The organism is Limosilactobacillus reuteri, from assembly GCF_013694365.1.
GTDB classification, from domain to species: domain Bacteria; phylum Bacillota; class Bacilli; order Lactobacillales; family Lactobacillaceae; genus Limosilactobacillus; species Limosilactobacillus reuteri_E.
The window spans coordinates 1,745,462-1,769,554 of record NZ_CP059275.1 but is presented as its reverse complement, the minus strand read 5'-3'; the positions used below and the strand labels follow the sequence as shown (position 1 = coordinate 1,769,554).

At 39.8% G+C, this 24,093-nt stretch carries 22 protein-coding genes and 2 pseudogenes; all 24 read right to left on the bottom strand.

All coding sequences use genetic code 11. The features are described from left to right. Nucleotides 1-152: 152 nt before the first annotated feature. Nucleotides 153-1,289, bottom strand: a complete 1,137-nt coding sequence (locus HHK02_RS10250) for a 5-methyltetrahydropteroyltriglutamate--homocysteine S-methyltransferase (RefSeq protein ID WP_087215176.1) — start codon at nucleotides 1,287-1,289, stop codon at nucleotides 153-155. A 117-nt stretch (nucleotides 1,290-1,406) separates the two neighbouring features. After that, a complete protein-coding gene (locus HHK02_RS10245; protein ID WP_086142655.1) occupies nucleotides 1,407-2,363 on the bottom strand; it encodes a ketopantoate reductase family protein in 957 nt (318 codons plus the stop codon). Next, nucleotides 2,364-3,740: an APC family permease gene (locus HHK02_RS10240; RefSeq protein ID WP_035159676.1), complete on the bottom strand. Its 1,377-nt coding sequence runs from the start codon at nucleotides 3,738-3,740 to the stop codon at nucleotides 2,364-2,366. It abuts the gene before it with no gap. A 3-nt stretch (nucleotides 3,741-3,743) separates the two neighbouring features. After that, nucleotides 3,744-4,076: pseudogene (locus HHK02_RS10235) on the bottom strand (alkaline phosphatase family protein); the annotation flags it as partial. Further along, nucleotides 4,077-4,658, bottom strand: a pseudogene (locus tag HHK02_RS10230) (alkaline phosphatase family protein); the annotation flags it as partial. Continuing rightward, the gene (locus HHK02_RS10225; protein ID WP_181462384.1) at nucleotides 4,659-5,903 is read right to left on the bottom strand and encodes an MFS transporter; all 1,245 of its coding nucleotides are present in this window, start codon (nucleotides 5,901-5,903) and stop codon (nucleotides 4,659-4,661) included. Beyond that, nucleotides 5,904-6,038, bottom strand: coding sequence for a hypothetical protein (locus tag HHK02_RS12930; RefSeq protein WP_263851716.1), 135 nt, complete (start codon nucleotides 6,036-6,038; stop codon nucleotides 5,904-5,906). Beyond that, nucleotides 6,039-7,844 (bottom strand): threonine--tRNA ligase, encoded by a 1,806-nt coding sequence (gene thrS / locus HHK02_RS10220; RefSeq protein ID WP_003665090.1) that lies wholly within the window; start codon nucleotides 7,842-7,844, stop codon nucleotides 6,039-6,041. Continuing rightward, nucleotides 7,845-8,522 (bottom strand): hypothetical protein, encoded by a 678-nt coding sequence (locus tag HHK02_RS10215; protein WP_085678437.1) that lies wholly within the window; start codon nucleotides 8,520-8,522, stop codon nucleotides 7,845-7,847. Continuing rightward, nucleotides 8,523-9,899, bottom strand: a complete 1,377-nt coding sequence (locus tag HHK02_RS10210) for an IS3 family transposase (RefSeq protein ID WP_181462383.1) — start codon at nucleotides 9,897-9,899, stop codon at nucleotides 8,523-8,525. 258 nt (nucleotides 9,900-10,157) lie between these two features. After that, on the bottom strand, nucleotides 10,158-12,392 hold the full coding sequence (nrdD, locus tag HHK02_RS10205) for an anaerobic ribonucleoside-triphosphate reductase (protein WP_003670772.1): 2,235 nt from the start codon (nucleotides 12,390-12,392) through the stop codon (nucleotides 10,158-10,160). Next, the gene (nrdG, locus tag HHK02_RS10200) at nucleotides 12,393-12,971 is read right to left on the bottom strand and encodes an anaerobic ribonucleoside-triphosphate reductase activating protein (protein ID WP_003670774.1); all 579 of its coding nucleotides are present in this window, start codon (nucleotides 12,969-12,971) and stop codon (nucleotides 12,393-12,395) included. Continuing rightward, nucleotides 12,972-13,862: a SufD family Fe-S cluster assembly protein gene (locus HHK02_RS10195; RefSeq protein ID WP_181462382.1), complete on the bottom strand. Its 891-nt coding sequence runs from the start codon at nucleotides 13,860-13,862 to the stop codon at nucleotides 12,972-12,974. It lies immediately after the preceding gene. Further along, nucleotides 13,863-14,639 (bottom strand): aggregation-promoting factor, encoded by a 777-nt coding sequence (apf, locus tag HHK02_RS10190; RefSeq protein WP_152739028.1) that lies wholly within the window; start codon nucleotides 14,637-14,639, stop codon nucleotides 13,863-13,865. Beyond that, nucleotides 14,640-16,340 carry a phosphoenolpyruvate carboxykinase (ATP) gene (locus HHK02_RS10185; RefSeq protein WP_152697792.1) on the bottom strand — a complete coding sequence of 567 codons (1,701 nt, stop codon included), beginning with the start codon at nucleotides 16,338-16,340 and terminating at the stop codon, nucleotides 14,640-14,642. Further along, a complete protein-coding gene (gene apf, locus HHK02_RS10180; RefSeq protein WP_078009468.1) occupies nucleotides 16,341-17,033 on the bottom strand; it encodes an aggregation-promoting factor in 693 nt (230 codons plus the stop codon). Then, complete coding sequence (locus tag HHK02_RS10175) at nucleotides 17,034-17,795, bottom strand: exodeoxyribonuclease III (protein ID WP_181462381.1); 762 nt, start codon at nucleotides 17,793-17,795, stop codon at nucleotides 17,034-17,036. Further along, nucleotides 17,796-19,025, bottom strand: coding sequence for an FAD-dependent oxidoreductase (locus tag HHK02_RS10170; RefSeq protein WP_181462380.1), 1,230 nt, complete (start codon nucleotides 19,023-19,025; stop codon nucleotides 17,796-17,798). It abuts the gene before it with no gap. Next, a complete protein-coding gene (preA, locus tag HHK02_RS10165) occupies nucleotides 19,026-20,324 on the bottom strand; it encodes an NAD-dependent dihydropyrimidine dehydrogenase subunit PreA (protein ID WP_181462379.1) in 1,299 nt (432 codons plus the stop codon). Then, entirely contained in the window at nucleotides 20,325-21,173 is an 849-nt protein-coding gene (locus tag HHK02_RS10160; protein ID WP_152703994.1) for an aldo/keto reductase, read from the bottom strand. Beyond that, complete coding sequence (locus HHK02_RS10155) at nucleotides 21,174-21,605, bottom strand: Hsp20/alpha crystallin family protein (RefSeq protein WP_107690412.1); 432 nt, start codon at nucleotides 21,603-21,605, stop codon at nucleotides 21,174-21,176. Then, nucleotides 21,606-23,108 carry a Y-family DNA polymerase gene (locus HHK02_RS10150; protein WP_181462378.1) on the bottom strand — a complete coding sequence of 501 codons (1,503 nt, stop codon included), beginning with the start codon at nucleotides 23,106-23,108 and terminating at the stop codon, nucleotides 21,606-21,608. Next, nucleotides 23,109-23,552 carry a hypothetical protein gene (locus tag HHK02_RS10145; protein ID WP_003670786.1) on the bottom strand — a complete coding sequence of 148 codons (444 nt, stop codon included), beginning with the start codon at nucleotides 23,550-23,552 and terminating at the stop codon, nucleotides 23,109-23,111. It lies immediately after the preceding gene. Next, nucleotides 23,553-24,077 (bottom strand): HdeD family acid-resistance protein, encoded by a 525-nt coding sequence (locus HHK02_RS10140; protein WP_003670787.1) that lies wholly within the window; start codon nucleotides 24,075-24,077, stop codon nucleotides 23,553-23,555. Between the last annotated feature and the right edge of the window lie 16 nt (nucleotides 24,078-24,093).

Sequence of the window (24,093 nt, the reverse complement as noted above, 5' to 3'; positions counted from 1 at the left end):
GTTACTTTCATAAAAAGCAAATACGCAGTACAACAATGGCCTCTAACGTCCGGCAAAACCGAACGCTAGAGGCCTATTGTTGCTTGCGGGGGCTCCCAGAGGCTAGCTTCGCGTCGAAAAACGAAGTCACAAGTGACTTCTGCCTCGCTCCCTTATTCCCAAACTTCTGTAGCAATTTCTTTAACAAGTGCAACCTTTTTCCATTGTTGTTCTTCTGTTAAAATGTTTCCTTCTTCAGTTGATGCGAAGCCGCATTGAGGACTAAGACAGAGCTTATCTAATGGATGGAATTGCGCAGCTTCATGGATTCGTTTGATAATTGCTGCCTTATCTTCAAGTTCACCTGATTTTGAAGTAATTAAACCAAGGACAACATATTTATCATCAGAAACTTTGCTAAGTGGTTCAAATCCGCCAGCACGTTCACTATCGTATTCGAGATAGAAGGCATTGACGTTTTCTTTAGCAAATAGTGTGTCGGCAACTGGTCCATAACCACCGGCAGCAGCCCATGTTGAGTGATAGTTTCCGCGACAAACGTGGGTATTAATTGTTAAATCGGCGGGTAAATTAGCAATTGCCTCATTGTTTACTTTTAAAAATCGCTTTTGCAGGGCTTTAAGCTGAGATACATCAGCATTGGGGTCTTTTTTCCTTAGGTTAGCAAAGGCGTTAACAGAAATTCCCCATGTACAGTCATCTAGTTGAAGAGTACGACAACCAGCAGCATAAAGATCTTCAATCACTTGATGATAAGCAGTGGCAACGTCATGATCTAAATCTTCTTGGTTGGGATAAAATTCTTTAGCATTAGCTTGATTTTCGGGACGAAGAAATTCTTCTAAAAATTGTGCTGGCGCAGGGATAGTTTGTTTAACTTGAACGCCATCAGAGGTATGAGCTTGGGTAAATTTGAAGTGTTCGACAAAGGGGTGGTTTTCGCCGGAGATTTTTCCAGTGATTTGCGCAGTTTCAGGACGAGTCTCTTCATCTGCAAATTTATAGCCTTCCTTTAGAGTAGCTTTTTTAACGCCATTTAATCCCCAGAAAAAGTCAAGGTGCCACCAACTACGCCGGAATTCACCGTCAGTAACTGCTTTCAGGCCGGCAGCTTCTTCTTGTTTAATCAAATTAATAATTGCTTTATCTTCAACAACTGTTAAGTCTGCTTGTGTTATTTCGCCGTTTGCAAATTTTGCACGAGCTTCTTTTAGCTCTTGAGGACGAAGGAAGCTTCCAACGATGTCATAACGAAATGGTGATGTAGTACGTGTAGTGAATTCAGTCATCTATAATGGGCTGATCCCACCATTAATTACTAATTTCATCATGGCACTCAAAGTGATTTTCATTATAAGCAGGTTATCCTTTTTCATCAACCAAGGACTCTCTGCTAATCCACTCATTTATTTAGCACTTCGATTCTGACGAGTTGTTTCCGCTAAGTGGACTAAATTAGTAACAAAATTATGAGTTTTGGCTTCATAATTATATTGGCGACCCAGCTTAACAAAGTAACCATTGATATAATCAACTTCCACTGGACGATTATGACTCATATCTTGGTACATTGAAGGATAATGATGCGGACAGCCAACTTTAGAGACATAATTTACACTTTCTAGCTCTTCTGCTCGCGTATTAACTAATTGTACCCCTGCACGTTCACAGACATCATATGCTTCATCGATTAATTGCCGAGATAGTTCATCAGCCTTATCAAACGCCGCATATTCACCCATTGTAATTTCAAACATAGTACAAAGGGTATTAACGACTGAATTAAAGACCACTTTTGCCATCAACGTTCCCATAAAATCATCTTTAAGGGATGGATTAAAGTTTGCTTTTTTAAGTTCTGCCATTAACGCTTGTGTCTTCTCATCAGGCTTTTCAGTATAATTAGCCCAATTAGTCGTTCCCATCCCTCGTTCTCCAACAAATTCCACTTCGCCAGGTTTGGTTAAAATAGTTGCTACTAAGGCAGTTCCAGCAACTACTTTTTCTTTTGGGAAATACTTCAATAATTTTTCAACATGTCCCATTCCATTCATCGCTGTCATCGCATATTGATCCTTCAAGAAATGTTCACAACGTTTTAACATATCATCTAACTGCATTTGTTTTAATTCAAAGAAAACAAAATCAGCATCTGTAGCATTGTATTCTTCAGGTGTATAAACATTAACGGGAACAAGGTGTCTATTTTTATGCTCGCGAGTTACATAAACGCCTCCTTGTTCTTTCATCTTATTGTAATGTGGTAACCATCCTTCAACAAAATCAACTTCATTACCTGCTTCTTGTAATAAAACACCAAACCGTAATCCCATTGCACCTGCACCAACGACTGTAAATTTCATTTAATTACCTGGGATATCACTTTCATCTTGGAAATTAAATTCGTTGGCATGACGAAGGGAATAGAAGAAGTAAACTCCTAATCCGACTACTAGCCACAATAAGTATGTTAACCAAGCATTAAGTGAGATGCTTACTAATAAGACAATACAGATTAATACTGATAGCACAGGAATAACGTTGCCAAAAGGTACCTTAAATGGTCGCTTTAATTCTGGATAACGGTACCGTAAGATAATTACGATGAGCGAAATTAAAGCAAAGACAACCAATGATCCAATATTGGCAATTAATGCAAGATAATGGAGATCGAATTCTCCAGCTAGGACAGCTGAAAGAAGTCCGACTAGCCAAATAGCACGATTAGGACTTTGAGTTTTGCCGTTGACTTTAGCGAGGCCTTGAGGAAGAAAGGCACTTCGGCTCATTGACTTCATGATATTTGAGCCAGCATAGATGAATGCAAAGACGACAGCCATAATTCCTAAAACAGCGCCAAGTGAAACAATTTCAGCCACGTATTTATGACCCTTAGCTAAAAGAACATACGACATAGCTTCAGAGACATTCAAATCTTTATAACTTAGAACTCCCGTCATAACAAGACTAACTAAAATATAAAGAGCAGTTGAAATAACTAAACATAAAATTATTGCCCGGGGAATATTTTTATCAACATCTTTAGCATCTTCAGCAGAAGTAGCTAATGCATCAAATCCTAAGAAGGAGAAGAAGACAGCAGATGCTCCTGTGAAAATCCCCTTGTATCCATATGGTAAAAATGGGTGCCAGTTAGCGAGATTGATATGTTGAGCACTAACAACGATAAATAGAACAATAATAAAGATTTTGACACCAACCAAGAAGTTGTTAACAAGTTTACTTTCACTAGTTCCACGCGTCAAAATAATCGTCATAAAAAGGATCATCAAGACAGCAGGAAGGTTTACATAACCACCAGCTGCAGGCGTAACCAGTAATTTATGTGGTAAATTAACTCCGAGGACTTCTAGGAACGATTGTACGTACCCAGTCCAACCATTGGCTACCGTAGCGGTTGTAGTAACGTAGACCCCAATCAGCGTCCATCCAGCAAGGAACGCCATAAATTTACCAATTGAAACCCACGCGTAATAAAAGGCACTTCCTGAATTGGGTAAACTAGTGGTTAATTCTGAATAACAGAGACCAATTAAACCACTAGCAAGAGCAGCAATCAGAAAAGAGAAAACAATTGCTGGACCTGAATCTTCCGCGGCGACAATTCCAGTTAAAACTAAAATTCCAGTTCCGATGATTGCGCCAATACCTAGAATAGAAAGGTCGAAGAGGCCGAGAGTTTTCTCATGCTCTTTTCCCTTGGGTAACTGATTTTGCATTCAAACCCCATAACGGTGACGCATACTATCCATATCAACTAAGTGAATCAATGTTAAGTCCGGCTTTTTATTTTTTATTGTATCAACCGCACAGGCTGTTACAAAATCGTCAAGCCACGGCTGCTTAATCCCGTGACGTAATTTACCGTATTTTTTATTCATTCCATATAGAAATAACGGACTACTTGCCTTTAACGAAACCAGTACTTGATTTGTCCAAATTCGATTAGGAAAGATTTCTGCAAGGTTATAATCAATCTTACTGCCAGCAGTCACAGGCCACAAAAATGCAGCAGTTGTTAAGCCCTTTTCTTTTGCAACATCATAGAGGGGCATTCAGTCTTTAAAGATTGCATCAATTGCTTGTCCGGCAGTTGAAGTCGGATAATGTAATCCTAATAATTTAGCAAATGTCGGTCCTTCGTCAACCAAGCGAGCATGTTCAACAGTCGCACCACTTTTGATTCGGAGACCAGCAAAAATAGCGGTAGTGAAGTAATTTGCTTGTGTTGGCCCGTAACCATGAACGCCATGATAGCGATCGTGAGTTCCAATTGATTCTGGATCAACTTTTTCGACAATCGCTGGTCTGTTTACCTCATCGGTGAAATAGTATCCTGGTTTGGCTTCGACGAGGAATGTGCACTTAGGATCTGCCTCCCGTTTGATCGCCGCTGCGTTATCATGGATTCGCTCAACCCCTTCAACACCAGCAATCATTTGCTTAATTTTTCCTCGATCCACGGCACCACGAGTGTAAATATAAGTTTCTCCATCGCAAGTTTTAGCAGTGACTTGCCAGTTATTTCGATAAGTGCTTTTCTTTCCAAGAGGGTGAAGAAGTCCTTGTTGCGCAAATAACATATTTAAATGAATCATCTTATCAACATTAATTTGATAGTGATCTCCTAAAATCACTTATTTATCCTTAATAGCCAAAGCAAATATAAACATAACTAACCCCAGAGCAAACAGAACACTTAATGAAGCTGCGCCGACCGTCGATTTACCAGTCCATTGAGTAACGATTCCAACAATAAAGGGGCCAAGAATGGCGGAAAACTTCCCAAGGATATTATAGAAACCAAAAAATTCGCTACTGGCATTTTTAGGAACAAGGCGGCCGAAGTATGATCTACTAAGTGCTTGAAGTCCGCCTTGGCTTGTCCCAACTAAAATAGCTAAAATCCAAAAATCAGTCAAAGTTTCTAACCATAAAGCATAAAGACAAATAAAGAAATAAACGATAATGCCCAGCATAATAATTCGTCTCGTAGAAAATCTATTAGCAAGCCAACCATATAAAATTGAAAATGGAACAGCAATTAACTGAACTACTAACAGAACGACCATCAGCATCGTTGTTTGAATTCCTAAGTCTTTACCAATAACCGTTGCCATCGTAAAGATTGCATCGACACCGTCAATATAGAAGAAGTAAGCAACTAAAAACCATGTCAACTGCTTATATTGATTAATATGATGCATAGTTCTTCTCAGACGACGCAAACTATCGACAAAAGGATTTGCGACACTGCTGACGCTATAACGTTGATGACCATTTTTTAATAACGGCCACGCAAAAATAATCCACCAAACTGCAGCCAGAATAAAACTAAATCGGGCTACTCCATAACTGCTTAAGAGACTGCTAAAGCCCTTACTTAGTTCTGCTACTAAAAAGATAATAAAGACGACTACTCCTCCTAAATATCCCATTCCATAGCCAGTCGATGAAACACGATCCATTTGCCTATTATCGGCCACATCTGTTAAAAAACTGTCATAAAATAGATTTCCTCCTGAGTAACCAATAATTGACCCAATATAAACGATTAAAAGTAGTTGCCAGTATTTAGTTGGAACAAGGGCAAGCCCGATTGTCAGTATAATTTCCAACCAGGTAAAAAGATTTAGCCAGCGCTTCTTTGCATACGGGTAATCAGCCAATGCCCCTAATAAAGGCGCTAATAATGAAATAACAAGCGTACCAAAACTATTAGCATACCCCCACAGTGCTGTCGAGTTTGCTGCACTAACACCGGCATGATCAGTTACTGCTTTGAAATAGACTGGTAAAACAGCGGTCACAACTAAAATTCCATAACCAGAATTTGCCCAATCATAAAAAATCCGTTGCCATTGTTGTCTCGTAAACTTCACTTACTTGCGAACGTTAAGGATACCTTGACCAATACCAGCAGGTGTATCAGTTTTAGCTTCAAATAAAAGACCGCTAGCATGATGTTCTTCAGTAGCTTTACCCATTGCTTTAAATAAATCGTTCATAGTAGACATTTACTTTTCACGGGAGTAAGAAGCAATATCTTCAAGAATTTCATTCATAAATGCTTCTTGACTCATTTCATTTTGTTCCTTTTCACCGTACTTACGAACAGATACACCATTGTTATTCTTTTCATCGTCTCCAACAACAAGAGTGTATGGAACCTTTTGTGTTTGAGCTTCACGAATCTTGTAGCCCATCTTTTCATTTCGGTGGTCAACATTAACCCGAATGTTAGCAGCCTTCATCTTCTTAGCGAGGTTATCTGCGTATTCACCATGGGCTTCTTCGTTAACAGGGATAATGTGGACTTGTTCTGGGGCTAACCAAGTTGGGAATGCACCCTTGTAAATTTCTGTTAAGTAAGCCATGAACCGTTCCATTGTTCCAACAACACCACGGTGAATCATAACTGGTTGATGTTCTTTACCGTCTTGACCAACGTAGGAAAGTCCGAATCGTTCTGGAAGCATAAAGTCAAGTTGAATAGTTGACATTGTTTCGTCATTCCCAAGAGCAGTCTTAGTTTGAATATCAAGTTTTGGACCATAGAAGGCAGCTTCACCTTCAGCTTCATAATAATCAAGGTTAAGATCGTCCATTGCTGATTTCAACATTGATTGGGATTTTTCCCACATTTCGTCATTAGCATAGTACTTCTTAACGTTCTTAGGGTCACGAAGAGAAAGACGGAAGCTGTAGTCAGTAATATCAAAGTCTTCGTAAACGCTCATGATCAACTTCAAAATCTTTGCGAATTCAGAACGAATTTGGTCAAGGGTAACGAAAGTGTGGCCATCGTTCAAAGTCATTTCACGAACCCGTTGAAGACCAGAAAGAGCACCTGATTTTTCATAACGGTGCATCATACCAAGCTCAGCAATTCGTAATGGGAGATCACGGTATGAACGAATATGGTGCTTGTAAACTTGAATATGGCTTGGGCAGTTCATTGGCCGTAATTCAAGCATTTCGCCATCACCCATGTCCATTGGTGGGAACATATCATCGCGGTAGTGCTCCCAGTGACCAGAAGTCTTGTATGCATCAAGATTCATCAGGACTGGAGTATAAACGTGTTGGTAACCATCGGCAACTTCCCGGTCAATAATGTAACGTTCGATGGTCCGGCGAATAGTAGCACCTTTTGGTAACCAGTATGGTAAACCGGCACCAACTTTAGGATCAACAAAGAAGAGGTCAAGTTGGTTACCGATAACACGGTGGTCACGTTCCTTAGCTTCTTGACGTTTCTTTAAGTCTTCTTCTAATGCGTCCTTCTTGTAGAAGACAGTTCCGTAAATCCGTTGAAGCATTGGATTTGAAGACATACCTTTCCAGTAAGCACCAGCAACAGAAAGAAGGCGTAAGTTTTTAACAACGTTACCATATAAAAGAATGTCATCATCTGCAACAGCTTTGACATCACCAAGTTGGTACATTGCTACTTTGCCGTCTTTAGCATTTTCATTGATCAATTCAGTTGAGAAACGATCATCTTTTACTTCGGCAAGTGCTTCCTCTACAGGTACTTCAACAAATTCTACCTTAACATCGTTCTTTGCCATTCCCTTGATTACGTCTTCAAGAGCTGGTAATTCGTCAGCAGAAACTTGTTGATTATCTTTATCAGAATCAACGTGGAAACCATCTTCGTCAGCGACAGCTTCACCAAGTCGGATACCTTTAAATTCTTGTTTTAGTGCAGCCTTTAACATTAATGCAGAAAGCTTACGTAATGCTTCTAAACCTTCTTGTGAATCCCGATCGATCTTCTTAACTGATCCATCTGGGGACATAACAGCAACCTGAGCCATTTAATGTTGATTATTTTGAGATGAAGCAGGTTGCGGGTTTGACTGGGAGCTAGTACTTTGCGAACTTTGATTAGGCTGTGACCCAGAATTGTTGCTTGCTGGTTGTGAAGTAGATTGTTGTTGGCTGTTGCCTTGATCATGGTGTTCTTCCTGCGATGGTTGGTTTTGTTGCGGAGTTGAGGAAGAGTTAGTAGCTGGTTGTTGGTTAGTTGGATGACTTGATTGAGGCGTGTTATTCGAACGACTAGGAGTTGAAATACTATAAGTATCTTGAGTATCATTGTCATCACTGTCATTGGAACTTGAACGATGCTTATGACTGCTACTGCTGCTCTTTTTATGCTTCTTGCGTGATGAAGTGCTTGTGGAGACAGTAGTGTCATTGCTATCAACATTAACAGGGTCCTGTTGTTTAACTAAGAAAATAACAATGGTTGCAATTAAGACAACTAATAGACAGCCTAAAATGACCTTGAACATCCGACGTGAAATTCCATATGGATTCTTTTTCTTGTTAGGGGATGCTGTCTTATGTTTATGGTTAGGGGTAGTCTGTTTAGGTTTACGATTAAAGAAAGAACGTTTTTTCTTTTCTTCTCCTGGCTTAGGAGTGTCATAAAGCTCAACCCGCGTAGGTCGCCGCTTATTGTTATTTTGATTATTATCTTTATTGTTCAACTAGGCAACTAGATTCTGCTCATATTGAAGTGGAGTTTGGTTGCCTAGTTTTGTCTGAATACGGCGTTCGTTGTAAAAGTGAATCCATTCATTAATTGCTTGGCTTAATTCTTCTTGATTGCGATAACTGGTATCAGGACCAATTTCTGCTTTCAGTTTACTAAAGACTGTTTCACAGGCAGCGTTATCCAGACAGGTTGCTCGATGCGACATGCTTTGCCTAATGTTTCCCTGACGAAGTAGTTTGCGCCAAGCACGATGTTGATAGTGCCAGCCTTGATCAGTATGTAAAGTTAATTGGTATCCTGTATGAGGTAACTGCTTAAGTAATTGCTGGAGTGGATCTAATGCGAATTGAAGATTTGGATGTTGACTGATTGACCAAGTGAGAATCTGGTTAGTTGCCAAGTCCTTAATAATTTCTAAGTACACTTTTCGCCCATCATGAGCCTTTAATTCTGTAATGTTACAAACCATTTTCTGATATTTACGGTTACTCATAAAACGCCGATTTAGCTTATTCTTAGCTTTCTTGCCATTTGGTCCCTTAGAGGAATCATACTTACGGACTTGCCGATTATATTTGATACATTTAAGTTCCATTTCATGCATTAAGCGCTGAATGCGCTTATGATTAGGTGTCTTTTTACCAATTAAGCGATAGTAGTCTCGAATTTGAGTGCTTAAACGGCGTACGCCGTATTCAGCTTGGTAGTAGTTAAAGAGGCCTTTAATAACGGCTTTAAGTTCTTCTTCATCCTCATCCGGATGTTCAAACCGATTTTGCCAATACTGATAGGTTGACATGGAAATGGGAAGTGCATCGATCAAATCCTTTAATAAGTATTTAGCCTTGAGGTCATAAATTACTTGTGCGAGTTCTTTTTTGGATGCTTTCTCAAGGCTGTCAATTTTTTTGAGGCATCGAGTTGTATCTTTAACAATAAGTTTTCTCTTTGTAAGGTTTGGTTCTGTTTTTGGAGCTGAAGAAGCTTGTCTTGATTCTTGTCGTGTCGTTTGACCATTTTTAGGTTTCCTTCCCCGACGCAATCTCAGTAAAGCCTGTGGCCCTTGCTTGTTATAGAGACATTCCCACTGATACACTGAACCTGGGGAACGATATCCAAAGTGAATACAAGTTTCTGAAATTGACGCCAAATTTTCTTGTTTCCACTTTACCAGATTTAACCGAAAATCCCCAGTTACTTTGGGTGGATTGAGTAATGGTCCTTTACCAAATCTTGCATAAATTCCCACCCAAATTTGGAAATCATGTTCAGCAATCCCGTATTTATGCCTAACTGATGCTAAAGTAACATTACCGTTGGCATATTCTTCAACAGCTTTAAGTTTAGTTTTAACGCTAATTTTGGTCATAAGAGGCTGGGAATTAACTATTATTTTCTAGCTTCTAACTAAGAAAATGCGAACTATGATTTTTGATTTAATCAAAAATTGTAGTTCGCATTTTTGGTTATTTACTAAAAAGGGTCTTAATTGGTTGACATTCGTCAATGGATATCTATCGTAAGGCCTTCTACCAAGAGATATCACAGCTCCATCAACCAATAATCAATTGGTCAGTATTATTTATTTGAGTCCAGTGGCTAACTTATTCTTGAAATTTAGGATTTATTAAATTTGATCACCAGTAATATGAGCATGAGCCTTATTATCCATTTGCCGCTGTTGTTCAAATTCAGCTGCATTCTTGATCATTCCAGCATTCATATGTTTAACTCGGTGAATAATTTCCTCATGCCGTCCATGAACCATTGGCCGCTGCTGAGGGTTACCAAGATAACCACATGTCCGCTTAACAACGTCACAGGTTGCTGGGTCATGGTTCCCACACTGCGGACATTTAAAGCCGCGAGCAGTTGCTTCAAATTCACCTTTGAAGCCACACTTAAAGCACTGATCAATTGAAGTATTTGTTCCCAGATAACCGACATGATCATATGCCCAGTCCCAAACTGCTTCTAAAGCTTTTGGATTTTGGCGTAAGTTGGGATATTCGCAATAATGAATAAAACCACCAGCCGCATACTTAGGAAAAGCCTCTTCAAATGATAGCTTTTCAAATGGTGTCGGATGTTTACGAACATCATAGTGGAAACTATTTGTGTAGTATTCCTTATCCGTTACATCTTCAACCCGACCAAACTTCTTCAAATCATCTTGGCAGAATGTATCTGTTAACGATTCAGCAGGGGTGGAATAAAGACTAAAGTGATATCCTTCTTCTTTTTCCCATTCAGCGCATAAATCATGCATTGCCTTAGTAATTGCAATTGCAAAGTCATGTGCTTCTTTATTATGCTCCCAATTTGACCCATAGAAAGTCGTACATACTTCATATAAACCAATATAACCTAGTGAAACGGTCGCCCGACTATTCTTAAAGACTTCATCGACACTATCAGTCTTCTTTAGCCGTTTACCAAATGCACCATACATATAAAGAAGGGGAGCATTTTCTGGCTTGGCTTCTTTAGTACGCTTAATCCGGTAATCCAAGGCAATCTTACAAATATTCATCTTCTCTTGAAAAATTTCCCAGAATAATTGCTTATTGCCATGAGCCTCCAAGGCAATCCGTGGCAAGTTGACTGTCACTACCCCTAAATTCATCCGTCCCGAGTTTACTTCTTTACCAGTTTCTGGATCTGTCCATCCCTGTAAGAACGAACGGCAACCCATTGGTGTCTTAAAGCTCCCCGTTAGTTCCTTAATCTTGTCATACATCAAAAGATCTGGATACATCCGCTTTGTTGAACATTCAAGCGCTAGTTGCTTGATATCATAATTAGGATCTTCAGGGTCAAGATTTAAGCCTCGTTTAATAGTAAAAGTTAATTTAGGAAAAATAGCTGTACGATGTTCCTTACCAAGACCCTTAATCCGGATCTTCAAAATGGCTTTTTGGATCTCCCGGGCAATCCAGCTTGTCCCTAAGCCAAAGTTAATGGTCGTAAATGGAGTTTGACCTTGGCTAGAATAAAGGGTATTAATCTCATATTCTAAAGCCTGCATTGCATCGTAAATATCCTTTTTTGTCTTTTCACGAGCAAATTCTTCTCGTTTCTCTGGTACTATCCACTCTTCGGCATCCTTCATATGCTTTTCGTAATTTAGCTTTGCATATGGTTCTAATAATTGATCAATCCGATTAGCAGAACATCCCCCATATTGCAGAGACGCCACGTTAGCAATAATCTGCGACATCTGCGCGGTTGCTGTTTGAATCGAGCGTGGTGAAGAAACCCAAGCATTACCAATCTTAAATCCATGCTTAAACATCTCATCAAAGTCAATTAAACAACAGTTAGTTTCAGGTGTTACCGGTGAATAGTCAAGGTCATGCCAGTGAATATCACCACGAAGATGCGCCTTAGCTACAATACCAGGAAGCATCCGTAACCCCAATGCACGGCTCACGACTCCGGCTTCAAGGTCCCGTTGAGTATTAAAAACATGGCTATCTTTATTAGCATTTTCGTGAACAATCCGTGAGTTTCGGTCGAAAAGCTGCTCTAACTTATTTTGGGGATTAGTAGCTTCGGCAAATGCTTCTTCATCATGTTGGCGATAATCACGGTAAACTTTTGCCAATTCTTCATGATTAGCATTAACCAGCCCTTGAACAAAGAGATCGGCAATCTTTTTAGTAGTGACAGTTGTTTGATTAAGCAAGGCATCCAATAAGGTAACATAAACACTTTGGCTAGTTTGCTCATCAGCATTGAGCGCATTTAAAACAAGGTTAATCTTATAGGAATAGAATGGTGTTACTGTTCCATCACGTTTAACTACTTGAACACTTGTTAAACTTTGAAGATCCTTCTTATCAATTATTTGCACTTTCATCTAATGAACAAGCTTATCCCAAATAACCACTTTCCCCGTTTGAAGAGATTGCGGAACATCAATAATTCGTTGGTTAGAACTCCCTCTAAACTGAAGGGTAAGATCCTTTTTAGCCAGCAAGAATCGACCATCGACTAGAATATCGAGGTAGTGTAGAAGTTCAAGTTTATCGCTCGACTCCTTCATTAATTCTTCCCAAGTATAACCAGACCAAGACCAAATATCCTTTTCGTGACCGAATTCTTTCCGAACCCGTTTAACTAACTTCAGACAAACCTGAGTATTAAGGAATGGTTCGCCACCCAATAAAGTCAATCCTTGAACATAACTCTGCGAAAGGTCTTCGATAATCTGGTCTTCTAAATCCTGGGTATATGGCTGTCCATAATGAAAATTCTGCGCCGCCTTGTTATAGCATCCGGGGCAGTTAAAAAGGCATCCACTAACATATAAACTACACCGGACCCCTTCCCCGTCAACAAAATTGAAGGGCTTATAGTCTGCAATATATTGTAATGAATGATCTTTTGCTAACCACTCTTGCGACTTAGGATTGCGGGGTAATCGTGTTTCTGCCATCTATTCAGCAGTCATTATTTGTTTTAGCCAACGCTCACTACTAGCTAATTCTTTTAATGGATAGATATCTTCGCTAATTGGGAGTGGTTCGCCGGCTTTTACTTTAAAAGGTGCTCCAGTGACCATTTCTGAATCCCGATATTGGGTAAGAGTGGCAGAAGTTTCCTTACCAAAACCATCAACCATTGCGGTTAACTGCTGCGTTCCTCTTAAAGCAATTGTGGGGGTCCACTGAGTATTTTGACCATCCAGAAAACTATAAAGATCGACAGTAGCTTTAGTTTGAACTTGACTCGCTACTTCAAACTGCAGCGTTGAACCATGGGCTTGGTATGCATGGATTGTCCGATAGATATTTTTACTAGTTGAGCGATTTGCCTGCCGGTACGTAACGTGCGCGTTAGCTCCAACTAAAATCTCCGTCCCTTCATATGATGGTAATAACGTATCATTAACCATCCGTTCTTCAATTACCGCATTCGCCCCCGCACTGATGACAATAATATTATGGGTGTTTGCAGAGTTAAGATGGGGACTAAAGACAATTGGACGCTCCTGAGTAATTTGTGGACACAAATATATAAACTGTCCACAGTCAATATTTGCAAGATGCATGGCCGCTAACTGGTTATCCTGCCAAAAGATGGCCTTCTCCATTAAATTTTCTTGTAATAGTGTTGAGTATTCATTAACCGCTTGTTCAAGAGGCATCGCAGTTAGGCTATCTTCCTGTAAGGAAAGCCAACCCCTGCTTACACCAGTTGTTTTCTTTTGCCAGGGATCTACCCATTCTTCTTGACCGGGTAAAGTTGGGAACCGTGATTGCAGTATAACTGCTAGTTGACGTTTTTTCTCTAACCATGCTGGCTCTTTCTTCCAAATTTTTGCCATTTAGTACCAACCGTGTGATTGCCAGAATGATTGAGCAGCACTCCATGAACCGTAACGGTTAGCTACGTATTGATCAGCTACTCGTTCTTGATTAGCTTCTGAGTAGTCACCATTTAAGTATGATGCTGATAATTGGTACTTACCAACGTATTGACCGTTACGAGCACTGTAGCTACCACCAGATTCACGAGCTGCGATCCAAGCCTTAGCAGCCGCATCATTACCACTAACATTTGAGCTGTAGTTTGAACTAGTAGCTTGTGCTTGTACTGGTGCACTGTAGCTTTGTTGTGCAGCAGCTGAAACAGTTGATTGTTGTGGAGCTACTGATTGTACTGGAGCCTGTGATTGAGCAGGAGCAGAAACCGGTGCAGCTGATGATTGTACTTGGCTTGTTGCTACAGGAGCCTGACTAGCAACCACCGGAGCTTGGCTAGGTTGTTGACTTTCAACACTAGCTGATGCTGGAGCTTGAGATGCTTCAGGTAAAGTAGCAGCTTGTTGAGCAGTTGCTTGGGTTACTTCACCGTCATCTTTAATTACTAACTTTTGACCAACATAAATTAAGTTCTTATTGGCAATTTGATTAGTTGAAGCTAAAGAGTCAACATAAGTTAAGTCATGGCCTAACTTATAGGAAATACTTGATAAGGTATCACCACTTTGCACCGTGTAAACAGAATCAGCATTAGCAGTAGTTGCAGTAGCGAATGTTCCCAAGGCAACAGCACCTGCAACGGCAGCAGTGATTTTCGCGATGTTTTTAGTTAACTTCATTTAATTATTCATCAAAACATCAAGCAATTCTTGAGCTGATTCTTTCAAAGCATCCTTTGACTTGTCATTACCAAGGTGAGTAAAGATTTCTCCAACGTATACATCTTGGTCAAATAGCTTTGTAAAGACCTTGTCAATAATCGGCTTAGTTAATTCTGGTTCTTGAACTGGGCCAAATGGGTTAGCAAAGAATGTCTTGCTCATTCCAACTTCATCAGTTGTTCCAAGGGCCTTCCGTTGTCCAGCAATAAATACTTTTTCGGCCTCTTCCTCTGTATCAAAACGATGAATACCAACTTCATCACTGTAATTGTTAGCGTATAGCCACATATCAATATGGTGATGTTTGATTACATTTTCGTAAGTATCAGCAGGAATAATAACCCGGGCATTCTTCTGTTCAGGATTAAGGTAAACACCACGGTCCATGTTATTGAAGGCCACGGCACTACTCAAATCATCAAGACGAACAAAGGCACCAGTTTCTGTTCCTTGAGCATATACCCCTGGTTCACCATCAGTAAGGGTAAAGCTTCCCATGTCATCAAAGATTGTCTCCATGCTGACAATCTTATCGTCAGCTAATTCTTGTAATGCTTCAATTGATTCTGACTTTCCGGCACCTGAATCACCGAAGAAAACAACATTCTTTTCTTTACCATTAGTAAATTTAATCTTCAACATGGACCCGTGAATTGGCAGGCGACCATTGTAAATTTGATGAAGGTTATGGAGCGTCAAGCACATCTTCTTCATGTAACCAAAGTAAGTAGTCTTATCTGTGTAAGGTACTTCACCAACCCACAAATCATTCTTTTCGTCACGATAGTAATGAGAAACCATGCCTTCTGTTTCTTTTAGACCGAAAAGAAGAATCATATCAGGTTTTTGCCCCTTAATCTCATCAGGGGATGCAATTTCAAATAAGTTTGAAAGAGCGATTCCGTTTACCAAGTAATCAACATTGAAGTAAATAAAGGCTAAACTTTCACCAATCTTTGCTGGGTAACAATACCACTTACCACGTTCACCACGGAAACGTTCGATTGGGTTATCTTTTACTTCAGAAAAGACCCCTTCCCGTTTGTTACTCTTAGTATGCATCATCATTGGTGGACGAAGCATCACGGTATTAATAAAATCAATATCCTTTAATTCTTCATAACCAGCTGGAATTTTCCAATCTTGTTGTTGAACTAAAATTGTTGCGTTAGTTGCCGCATTAACTTGTCGATAAGTCCGGTTTTCAAAACCTTGGAGCTTTTCTTCGAGGATCCGGTATGCTTTACGCACTAAGTCGTTGAATTGGGTATCAATAGTCCGGAACTCGTTACCGATAATCTTATTATCACTAAGATTAATTACCGATACCCGTAATAGTGAACGATAGTATGAGTATAATTCTTCAACACTCTCAAGAATATCTTTAGGGTCATATTCATCAAATGCACTATCATCCTCAAAAAGAACTTTCTTTAAGATATCAACAAACTTGTTAACAGTGGCATTATCAAAAGCATCATCATCATTATCAGGGTTACGTGAAGCTAAATATAAACGGACAATTTCCTTTACTTCATCACTATTAATTAATGAAGTAATATCAGTAAAGTAATTTTGACTATAGTTTAACGTTGCAACACCGCGGTCAGGATTTACATATAATGATTTTGTATCAATAATCTTACTCTCTTTTGACATTTAGTACCAACCGTGTGATTGCCAGAATGATTGAGCAGCACTCCATGAACCGTAACGGCTAGCTACGTATTGATCAGCTACTCGTTCTTGGTTAGCTTCTGAGTAGTCACCATTTAAGTATGATGCTGACAATTGGTACTTACCAATATATTGACCATTCCGTGCACTGTAGCTACCACCTGATTCGCGAGCTGCGATCCAAGCCTTAGCAGCAGCATCATTTCCAGCTACATTTGAGTTATAGCCAGTTGATGCTTGAGCACTAGATTGTTGTACATTTTGTGTTTGTGGAGTTTGTACTTGTTGTTGAGCAACTGGTGCTTCTTGGTTTGATTGTACTTGTTGGTTTTGTTGCGCTTGATTTTCAGCAGGTGTAGCTTGTGGTGCAACATTTGCGGCTGGTAAAGTAGCAACTTCTTCTTGAGTAGCTGGTGCAACTTCACCATCATCCTTGATCACTAATTGTTGACCAACGTAAATCAAGTTCTTATCAGCAATATTATTGTTGTTTGCTAATGTATCTACAAAAGTTAGATCGTGACCTAATTTGTAAGAAATCCCAGAAAGGGTGTCACCTGCTTGCACCGTGTAAATACTGTCGGCGTTTGCAGTCGTTGCAGTAGCTACTGTTCCTAATGCAACTGCACCAGTAATCGCTGCTGTAATCTTGGCTACTTTCTTAGATAACTTCATTTATACTTCAACATTAGCAACAAGTTCAATTGGACAGTGACTTGAACCTTTGACATCTGAAAGAATCTTGGCTTCTTCAATTCGTTCTTTCCATACATCAGAAACTAAGAAGTAATCGAGACGCCAACCTACATTTCGTTCCCGTGCGTCATAACGATAACTCCACCAGGTATATGCACCATGCAAATTAGGGTGGAGATAACGGAAAGTATCCGTCAAGCCAGCATTAAGTAATTTACCAAAATCAGCTCGTTCTTGTTTTGTAAAGCCGGCTTGATGATGATCTTCTGTTGGCTCTGCTAGGCCAATTGGTTGATAGGCAACGCTCATATCACCGCCAATGATTACTGGCTTACTACTTTGCAAATTAGTAACATAATCAAGGAAAGCGCGATCCCAGTCGAGACGATAATCAAGATGTTGCAGCTTTTCACCTGAAACTGGGACGTATACATCAATCAAATAGAAGTTTGGATATTCGAGCGTGATTAGTCGCCCTTCTTTATCAAAAATTGAATTATTCATTCCGTATATAACGTTTTCTGGCTTATATTTAGTGAAAATGGCGGTACCAGAATAACCCTTCTTTTCTGCATAATTCCAGTATTGGTAATAATCAGGAATTTGAAGCGGTTCTTCGCCTTTATCCAATCGTGTACGTTGTAGACAGAAGAAGTCAGCATCATGGCGTTTAAAATCTTCGACAAATCCATGATTAATGGCTGACTTCAAGCCATTAACACTCCAAGAAATAAATTTCATTCAATCATTTTCTTGTCCTCCTAACAACCGGTCTATTTCTTCTGCTACTTCTTTTCCTTTCTGTACTGCTACCACAACGGTTTTATCTCCGGCAACAATATCACCAGTCGCAAAAACTTTGGGATCTTTTGTCCGGAATCGTGGTTCACGGAATGGAATTTCATTATGCTGTAAGTCAATGTCTAGTCCTTCTGCATTCGCTTTTTGACCAACTGCTAAAATAATCTTATCAGCAGTAATAGTTAATTCACTCTTAATCTTCCGGTGAGTAAAGGTAGCACGATTCTGATGAACTTCTTTTGGAACGTAACCATCAACAATTGTTACACCAGCTTCTTGAGCACCGGCAAGTTCCTTTTTAGAAGCTTTGAATTCATCAAACTGCTCATAAACAACATCGGTAACATAAGGAACATTAAGCTTCTTTAAGGTTGTTACAACATCCCCACCACCAATAACAAGGACATTTTGCGGAAGATCTTCTAAATTACCCTTACTTTCTTTTGCCCGGGCTAGGAATGAGATTGCTGATTCAGTACAGATATTGTGTTCAAACATTGGAAGCATCTTTGCTTCACTTGTCCCAATAGCAACAATTACTGCATTGTAACGAGCTTTAAGGTCATCCATTGAAATATCTTTTCCGACAGTTGTGTTATAGATAATGTGCGCACCAAGGTCGACAATTCGTTGAACTTCATAATCCACAATTTCTTCCGGCAACCGATATTCAGGAATGCCGTAGGTCAAGTAACCGCCAGCCTTAGCAGCTTTTTCATAGATATCAACTGCATAGCCCTTTTCACGAAGAGTCGTGGCTGCCTGTAAACCTGATGGGCCACTACCAATGATGGCAATACTCATCCCGTTTGGCTTACCAGTTTTAAGAATCTTCATATTCATCTTTCGCTCCATATCAGTGACATACCGTTGAATCCCACCGATATCAATTGGTCCGTCGATTTTAGCCCGGGTACATGCTTTTTCACAGTAACGTTCAGTTGGACAAACACGCGCACAGATTGATCCTAACGCATTGTTTTCCCGAATCGTTTCAGCTGCCCCTTTGACATTACGAAAAAGAACACTTCGAATAAATTTTGCTGGATTAGTATGTGCTGGGCAAGCTTGTGAACATGGTGCATCATGACATAATAAACATCGTGCAGCTTCCTGCATTACGGTTGTCATCGTGTAACCTTTCGACTCTGTTTCATACTTTGAAGTCATTTAATTTTCTTGATTAGCCTTTACCGGGTGATAGCGATGAAGACGTTGAGATCCTACATCGATTTCTGCTGGATTACCTTTGTGGCCCGGCTTAATCTCAACAAGGCCTAACTTAATAGCCCCCACAGGACAAACAAGTGCACACAGTTGACAACCGACACACTTACTCTTATCAAAAACTGGTTGCCGTTTTTCATCATCCCAAGTTAATGCTTGGTGAGCACCATCTTGACATGAGATAAAGCAACGTCCACAACCGATACACTTATCCCAATCAATCTTAGGGTAAACCTTGTAATTTCGGTCAAGCTGATTAGTAGGAATAATATTCTTATTAGCTAAGCCGACAAGATCTTGAAGGTGGTCTACATGCTGTTCTTCCATGTAATGCATTAAACCATTAGTAAGGTCATCAATGATCCGATAACCATATTCCATGATCGCAGTTGTAACTTGGAGAGTAGTGGCACCCAAAAGAATAAATTCAGCAGCATCTTCCCAGGTTTCAATTCCCCCAATTCCAGAAATCGGTAGTTGTTCAAGGCCGGCTGCTGACCGTAATTGTTGTAAGAAACGTAAAGCAATTGGCTTAACAGCTTTCCCAGATAATCCAGAAACAGAAGATTTACCATCAATATTTGGTAAACCAACTTTCTTCTTCAGATCAACATCAACAATTGATTTAACAGTATTGATTGCGGAGAAGCCATCTGCCCCTCCTTCTAGACATGCCTTAACAATCGGAACCATCGTCGTAATATTTGGTGTCATCTTCGCAAGAACTGGAAGGCTAGTCCCGCGTTTAACGGCTTCACAATTCTTCTTACATAATTCTGGATTAGTTCCCACATCTGAACCCATGGTATGAGAAGTCATCTGTGGACAAGAGAAGTTTAATTCAATCATATCAGCCCCTGCCTCAGTTACTAACTTAGCCAGGTTGGTCCAATCTTCCAATGTCTCACCCATAATTGAAGCAATCAAGACTTTATTGGGATATTCCTCTTTTAACCGTCGCATATCAGCCAAGTCCTGCTCCAAGGGGTGTTCTGATAATTGTTCCATATTCTTAAAGGCAACAAAATGCATGTCTTCCTTGGCTAATTCGTCGAACCGAGGAGAAACTTCATCAATCTTAAAGTGTGTTGGTGATAAAGTCTTATATACGATACCGCCCCAACCAGCGTCATATGCATTCTTACACATTTCGTAACAGTTCCCAACAGGTGAGGACGACAAGCAAAATGGATTTTCAAAATGAACGCCTAAAAAGTCTACAGATAAATCTTTTTCAATCATTTAAATTACTGCGAGGGGTACTTTTTTATTTGGTGATGGGAACTCTTTTTGTAAAGCAAGTAACTCATCATCACTTAGTTCAATGTTACCAGCTGCAACATTTTCTTCAGCATGTTTTGGGCTGCTGCTCTTTGGAATAGCAAGGACATTTCCAATTCTTAAGACCCATGCAAGCATGATCTGACTAACGGTCACATGGTGGTTTGCGGCAATTTCTTTTAGTAGCGGATTCTCGGTTAACTTTCCAGATAGACTGTCACCCTGTGCAAGGGGAGAGTAGGCTATTAATGGAAGCTGATGCTGTTTCATTAAGGGAAGGAGGTCAAATTCAATTCCGCGACTATCGAGATTATAGAGATCTTCGTTGGCAACGCAATCAGTGCCATTTTTAAGGCGCCATAATTCTTCAAGATCACTGACATCGAAGTTTGAGACTCCCCATGCTTTAATCTTTCCTGCCTTTTTAACTCTCTCTAATTCGTTGACTGTTTCTGCTAACGGAGTCCCACCCCGCCAGTGTAAAAGGTAAAGGTCAAAATAGTCTGTTCCTACGGCAGCTAAACTTTGGTCTAAACTATGCTCAAGTTTTGTCTTGCTGGCATTTGAAGGAAGAACTTTATCAATTAAGAATAGCTTTTCCCGACTATATGGTTTGATGGCCTCAGCGACAAGTGCTTCAGAACGACCATCGCCATACATTTCCGCAGTATCAATAGCTTGTGCGCCAGCGTCAATTGCAGTTTGAATGGCTTTAATTTCTGTGGACCGATTGACGAGAGAATTTCCCATATTCCATGTTCCGATTCCAATTGCAGGCATTGAAACATTATTGATTGTGACTTTTTTCATTTATTCAATATCAATATGATTTTCATCGTCATCAGTCTCATCCTTCTTAGGAAGAGTAATTGTCAAAACACCATTCTTGTATTGAGCTTTGATATCCTTCTTATTTACATCTGGCAAACGATATTGCCGACTCATTTGGCCATACCGACGTTCAGAATGCAGAACATTGCCATCCTTATCACCATCATCATCAAAGGTATCCCGATGACCAGTAACTGTCAAAATATCATTGGCATAATTAATGTGAATATCCTTCTTATCAAATCCAGGCATGTCAATCTTTACGGTATAATTTTTGTCATCTTGTGTAATATCTGTCTTCATGTGATCAGCAACCGGAGTTAGGTTAGAGAAGAAATCATCGTTCATCCAGTTACGCATGTTCATCAAACTATCGAATAAATTATTACGGTTTTGTAATTCATTAGCCATTTATGCTTGGTGCCCTCCAATCTGATTATTTCTTTCCAAAAGAGTAGCACCTTTTTTCAAATCCGCCGCTCGAATAATGGCATTTTTACCGTACTCATTTTGCAAATCAAGGACAAGTCTTTGTAGTTTTTGATCCTTTTCTTGAACTTTGGAACGATTCTTATGTTTTTTCGTTGAGTCCGTAAATAAATCTAACTGCTCATTATAATTCGCCAATCTGGCAAGCCGTGGTGAGAGAAGGTGGTTCGCTATTACCGTAATTTTACGAGCTGTCAATCGCCGGTCAAGGCCAGAATCACATAACTTCATAAATGCCTCCATCAATTCTGTACCAGATGAAGTCGGTAAGGAAAGATTAGCTTTTCCATGCATTGGCTTTGGCGCCTGGCGTCCATAGAAGTCTGTCACTAATGGTCCTTGGTAATCCTCCGATATATTAGAAACATCATAGGCGACCCTTAAAGCTACTTGATCAGTTACTAAGTTTTGCTTGGTTAACTGGAGAGCTAATGAATTAACCATCTCTTGAATCACTAACCGGGTTTCTGTAAAGTTATAAGGTCGAGGCAACACCTGCCCAGAATACACCCCATGATCTGATGAATGATAATTTTTGATATCTTTAATGGTGGCTGACTCATATCCCCACGCATGGTCAATAATGATTTCCGCATTTTTTCCAAATTCGCGGTATAATACTTCTTCATTCATTGGATCAGATAACTTTCCCAAAGAACAACGAGCAATATCTCCCATTGTATGAAGACCTAGCTTTTTTAGTCGTCGCGCATACCCAGGACCAATTCGCCAAAAGTCTGTTAGTGGCTGGTGCGCCCAAAGGCAACGGCGAAAAGTATGTTCATTCATCTGTGCAATCCGGACCCCGTCTTCATCCCCTGGAATCCGTTTAGCTACTATATCCATCGCTACTTTCGCTAAGAAAAGATTGGTCCCAATTCCTGCAGTTGCAGTAATTTGTGTCTCTGCTTTAATTGTTTGGATGATTTCCTTAGCTAAAGAACGGGCGCTAACATGGTACTTATTAAGATAATCAGTAATATCCATCATTACCTCATCAATAGAATAAACGTGGATCTTTTCTGGTGGTAAATAGCGTAAATAAATTTCATAGATGGCGGCACTTTTTTCAAGATAAAAATTCATTCGTGGGCGCGCAATCCTATAACCAATTTTAAGTTCCGGTGATTTTAATAGTTCATCCCGGTAAATTGAAACAACTGGTGATAATCGCTGGTGAGACATTTCTTTGGCACGACGATTATTCAAGTATGCTACTCGTTGTTCCACCTCATACAATCGCGGGCGACCAGAAACACCAAAATTTTTCAAAGCTGGTGAAACGGCGAGACAAATAGTCTTACTAGTTCGCGATTCATCGGCAACTACGAGGTTAGCGTTTAAGGGATCTAGCCCACACTCAGTACATTCGACCGAGGCATAGAATGATTTTAAATCGATTGCCATATATGTTCGCCCCATCATTCAGCAAAACTGATCTCTTTTAATTTTACGAATATTTTGAATTATAAGCCTTGTTCCGTCATCAAATATTAGGTGATGAGCATGGTAATCAATTCGTTTTAATTTTCCCGTGTATTCTTCATAAAAACCTGTCTTACCATTAAAGAATTCAACTTTTATTAACGGATGTGATCGGCCCCGTTCAATCATGGCAAGTTGGACTCTAATTCGATGCCTCATCTCAGCTGTGGGATAAGTCTTATGACCATACTTTTCCCCTACCTTTGCTAATAATTGATGGTAGCCGGTCAAGGCCGCAAAAGGAGAAAACTGAGCAGCGCGATCTTCGGTGGTCATTGGCGTATGAGCTTGAGAAACATGCCGAGGGGTGTTGATAATATCACGATACTTTGAGGTATCACTAAACAAGCTTTTTTCTATTTTCAGCAAATCTTCATTTTCCATTTAAAATGCTTGAATAAGTTTCATGATTCCGAACACAATCAAGAATGTTGAAACTAACCATACCACTGTAATAGCGGAAAGTAATGGGCTAAATAAAAGAATAACTCCTAATACCAAACTCAAAATTGCTAGAATTACAATGAACCAGTAGTATCCGCGATAAAATTCCTTGAAAAACTTCGCACTGATCAACTCAGTGATAGAATCAAGGATAAACCAGATAGCGAAGATGATAGCAATGAAGAGTACCCCAAAGCTTGGTTGGAAAAGAAAAATAATTCCTAAAATGATATCTAAAATTGCAGAAAAAATTAACCAACCTGAGGATTCTCCTAAGATTCGACCGATTCGTTGACGGAACCATAATTCATAAATTCCGCGGAAAATAAAAGCAATTCCGGCAACAATGGCTAAGAAGTGAAGGGTTTTATCTGGCCGCGTGAATGATGCAATTCCGGCAATGATAAATAAGATTCCAACAATTAGGCTAAACCAGTCAAAGCCCTTTTTAGTTTCTTCAAACATTTGAAAATCGAGTAGG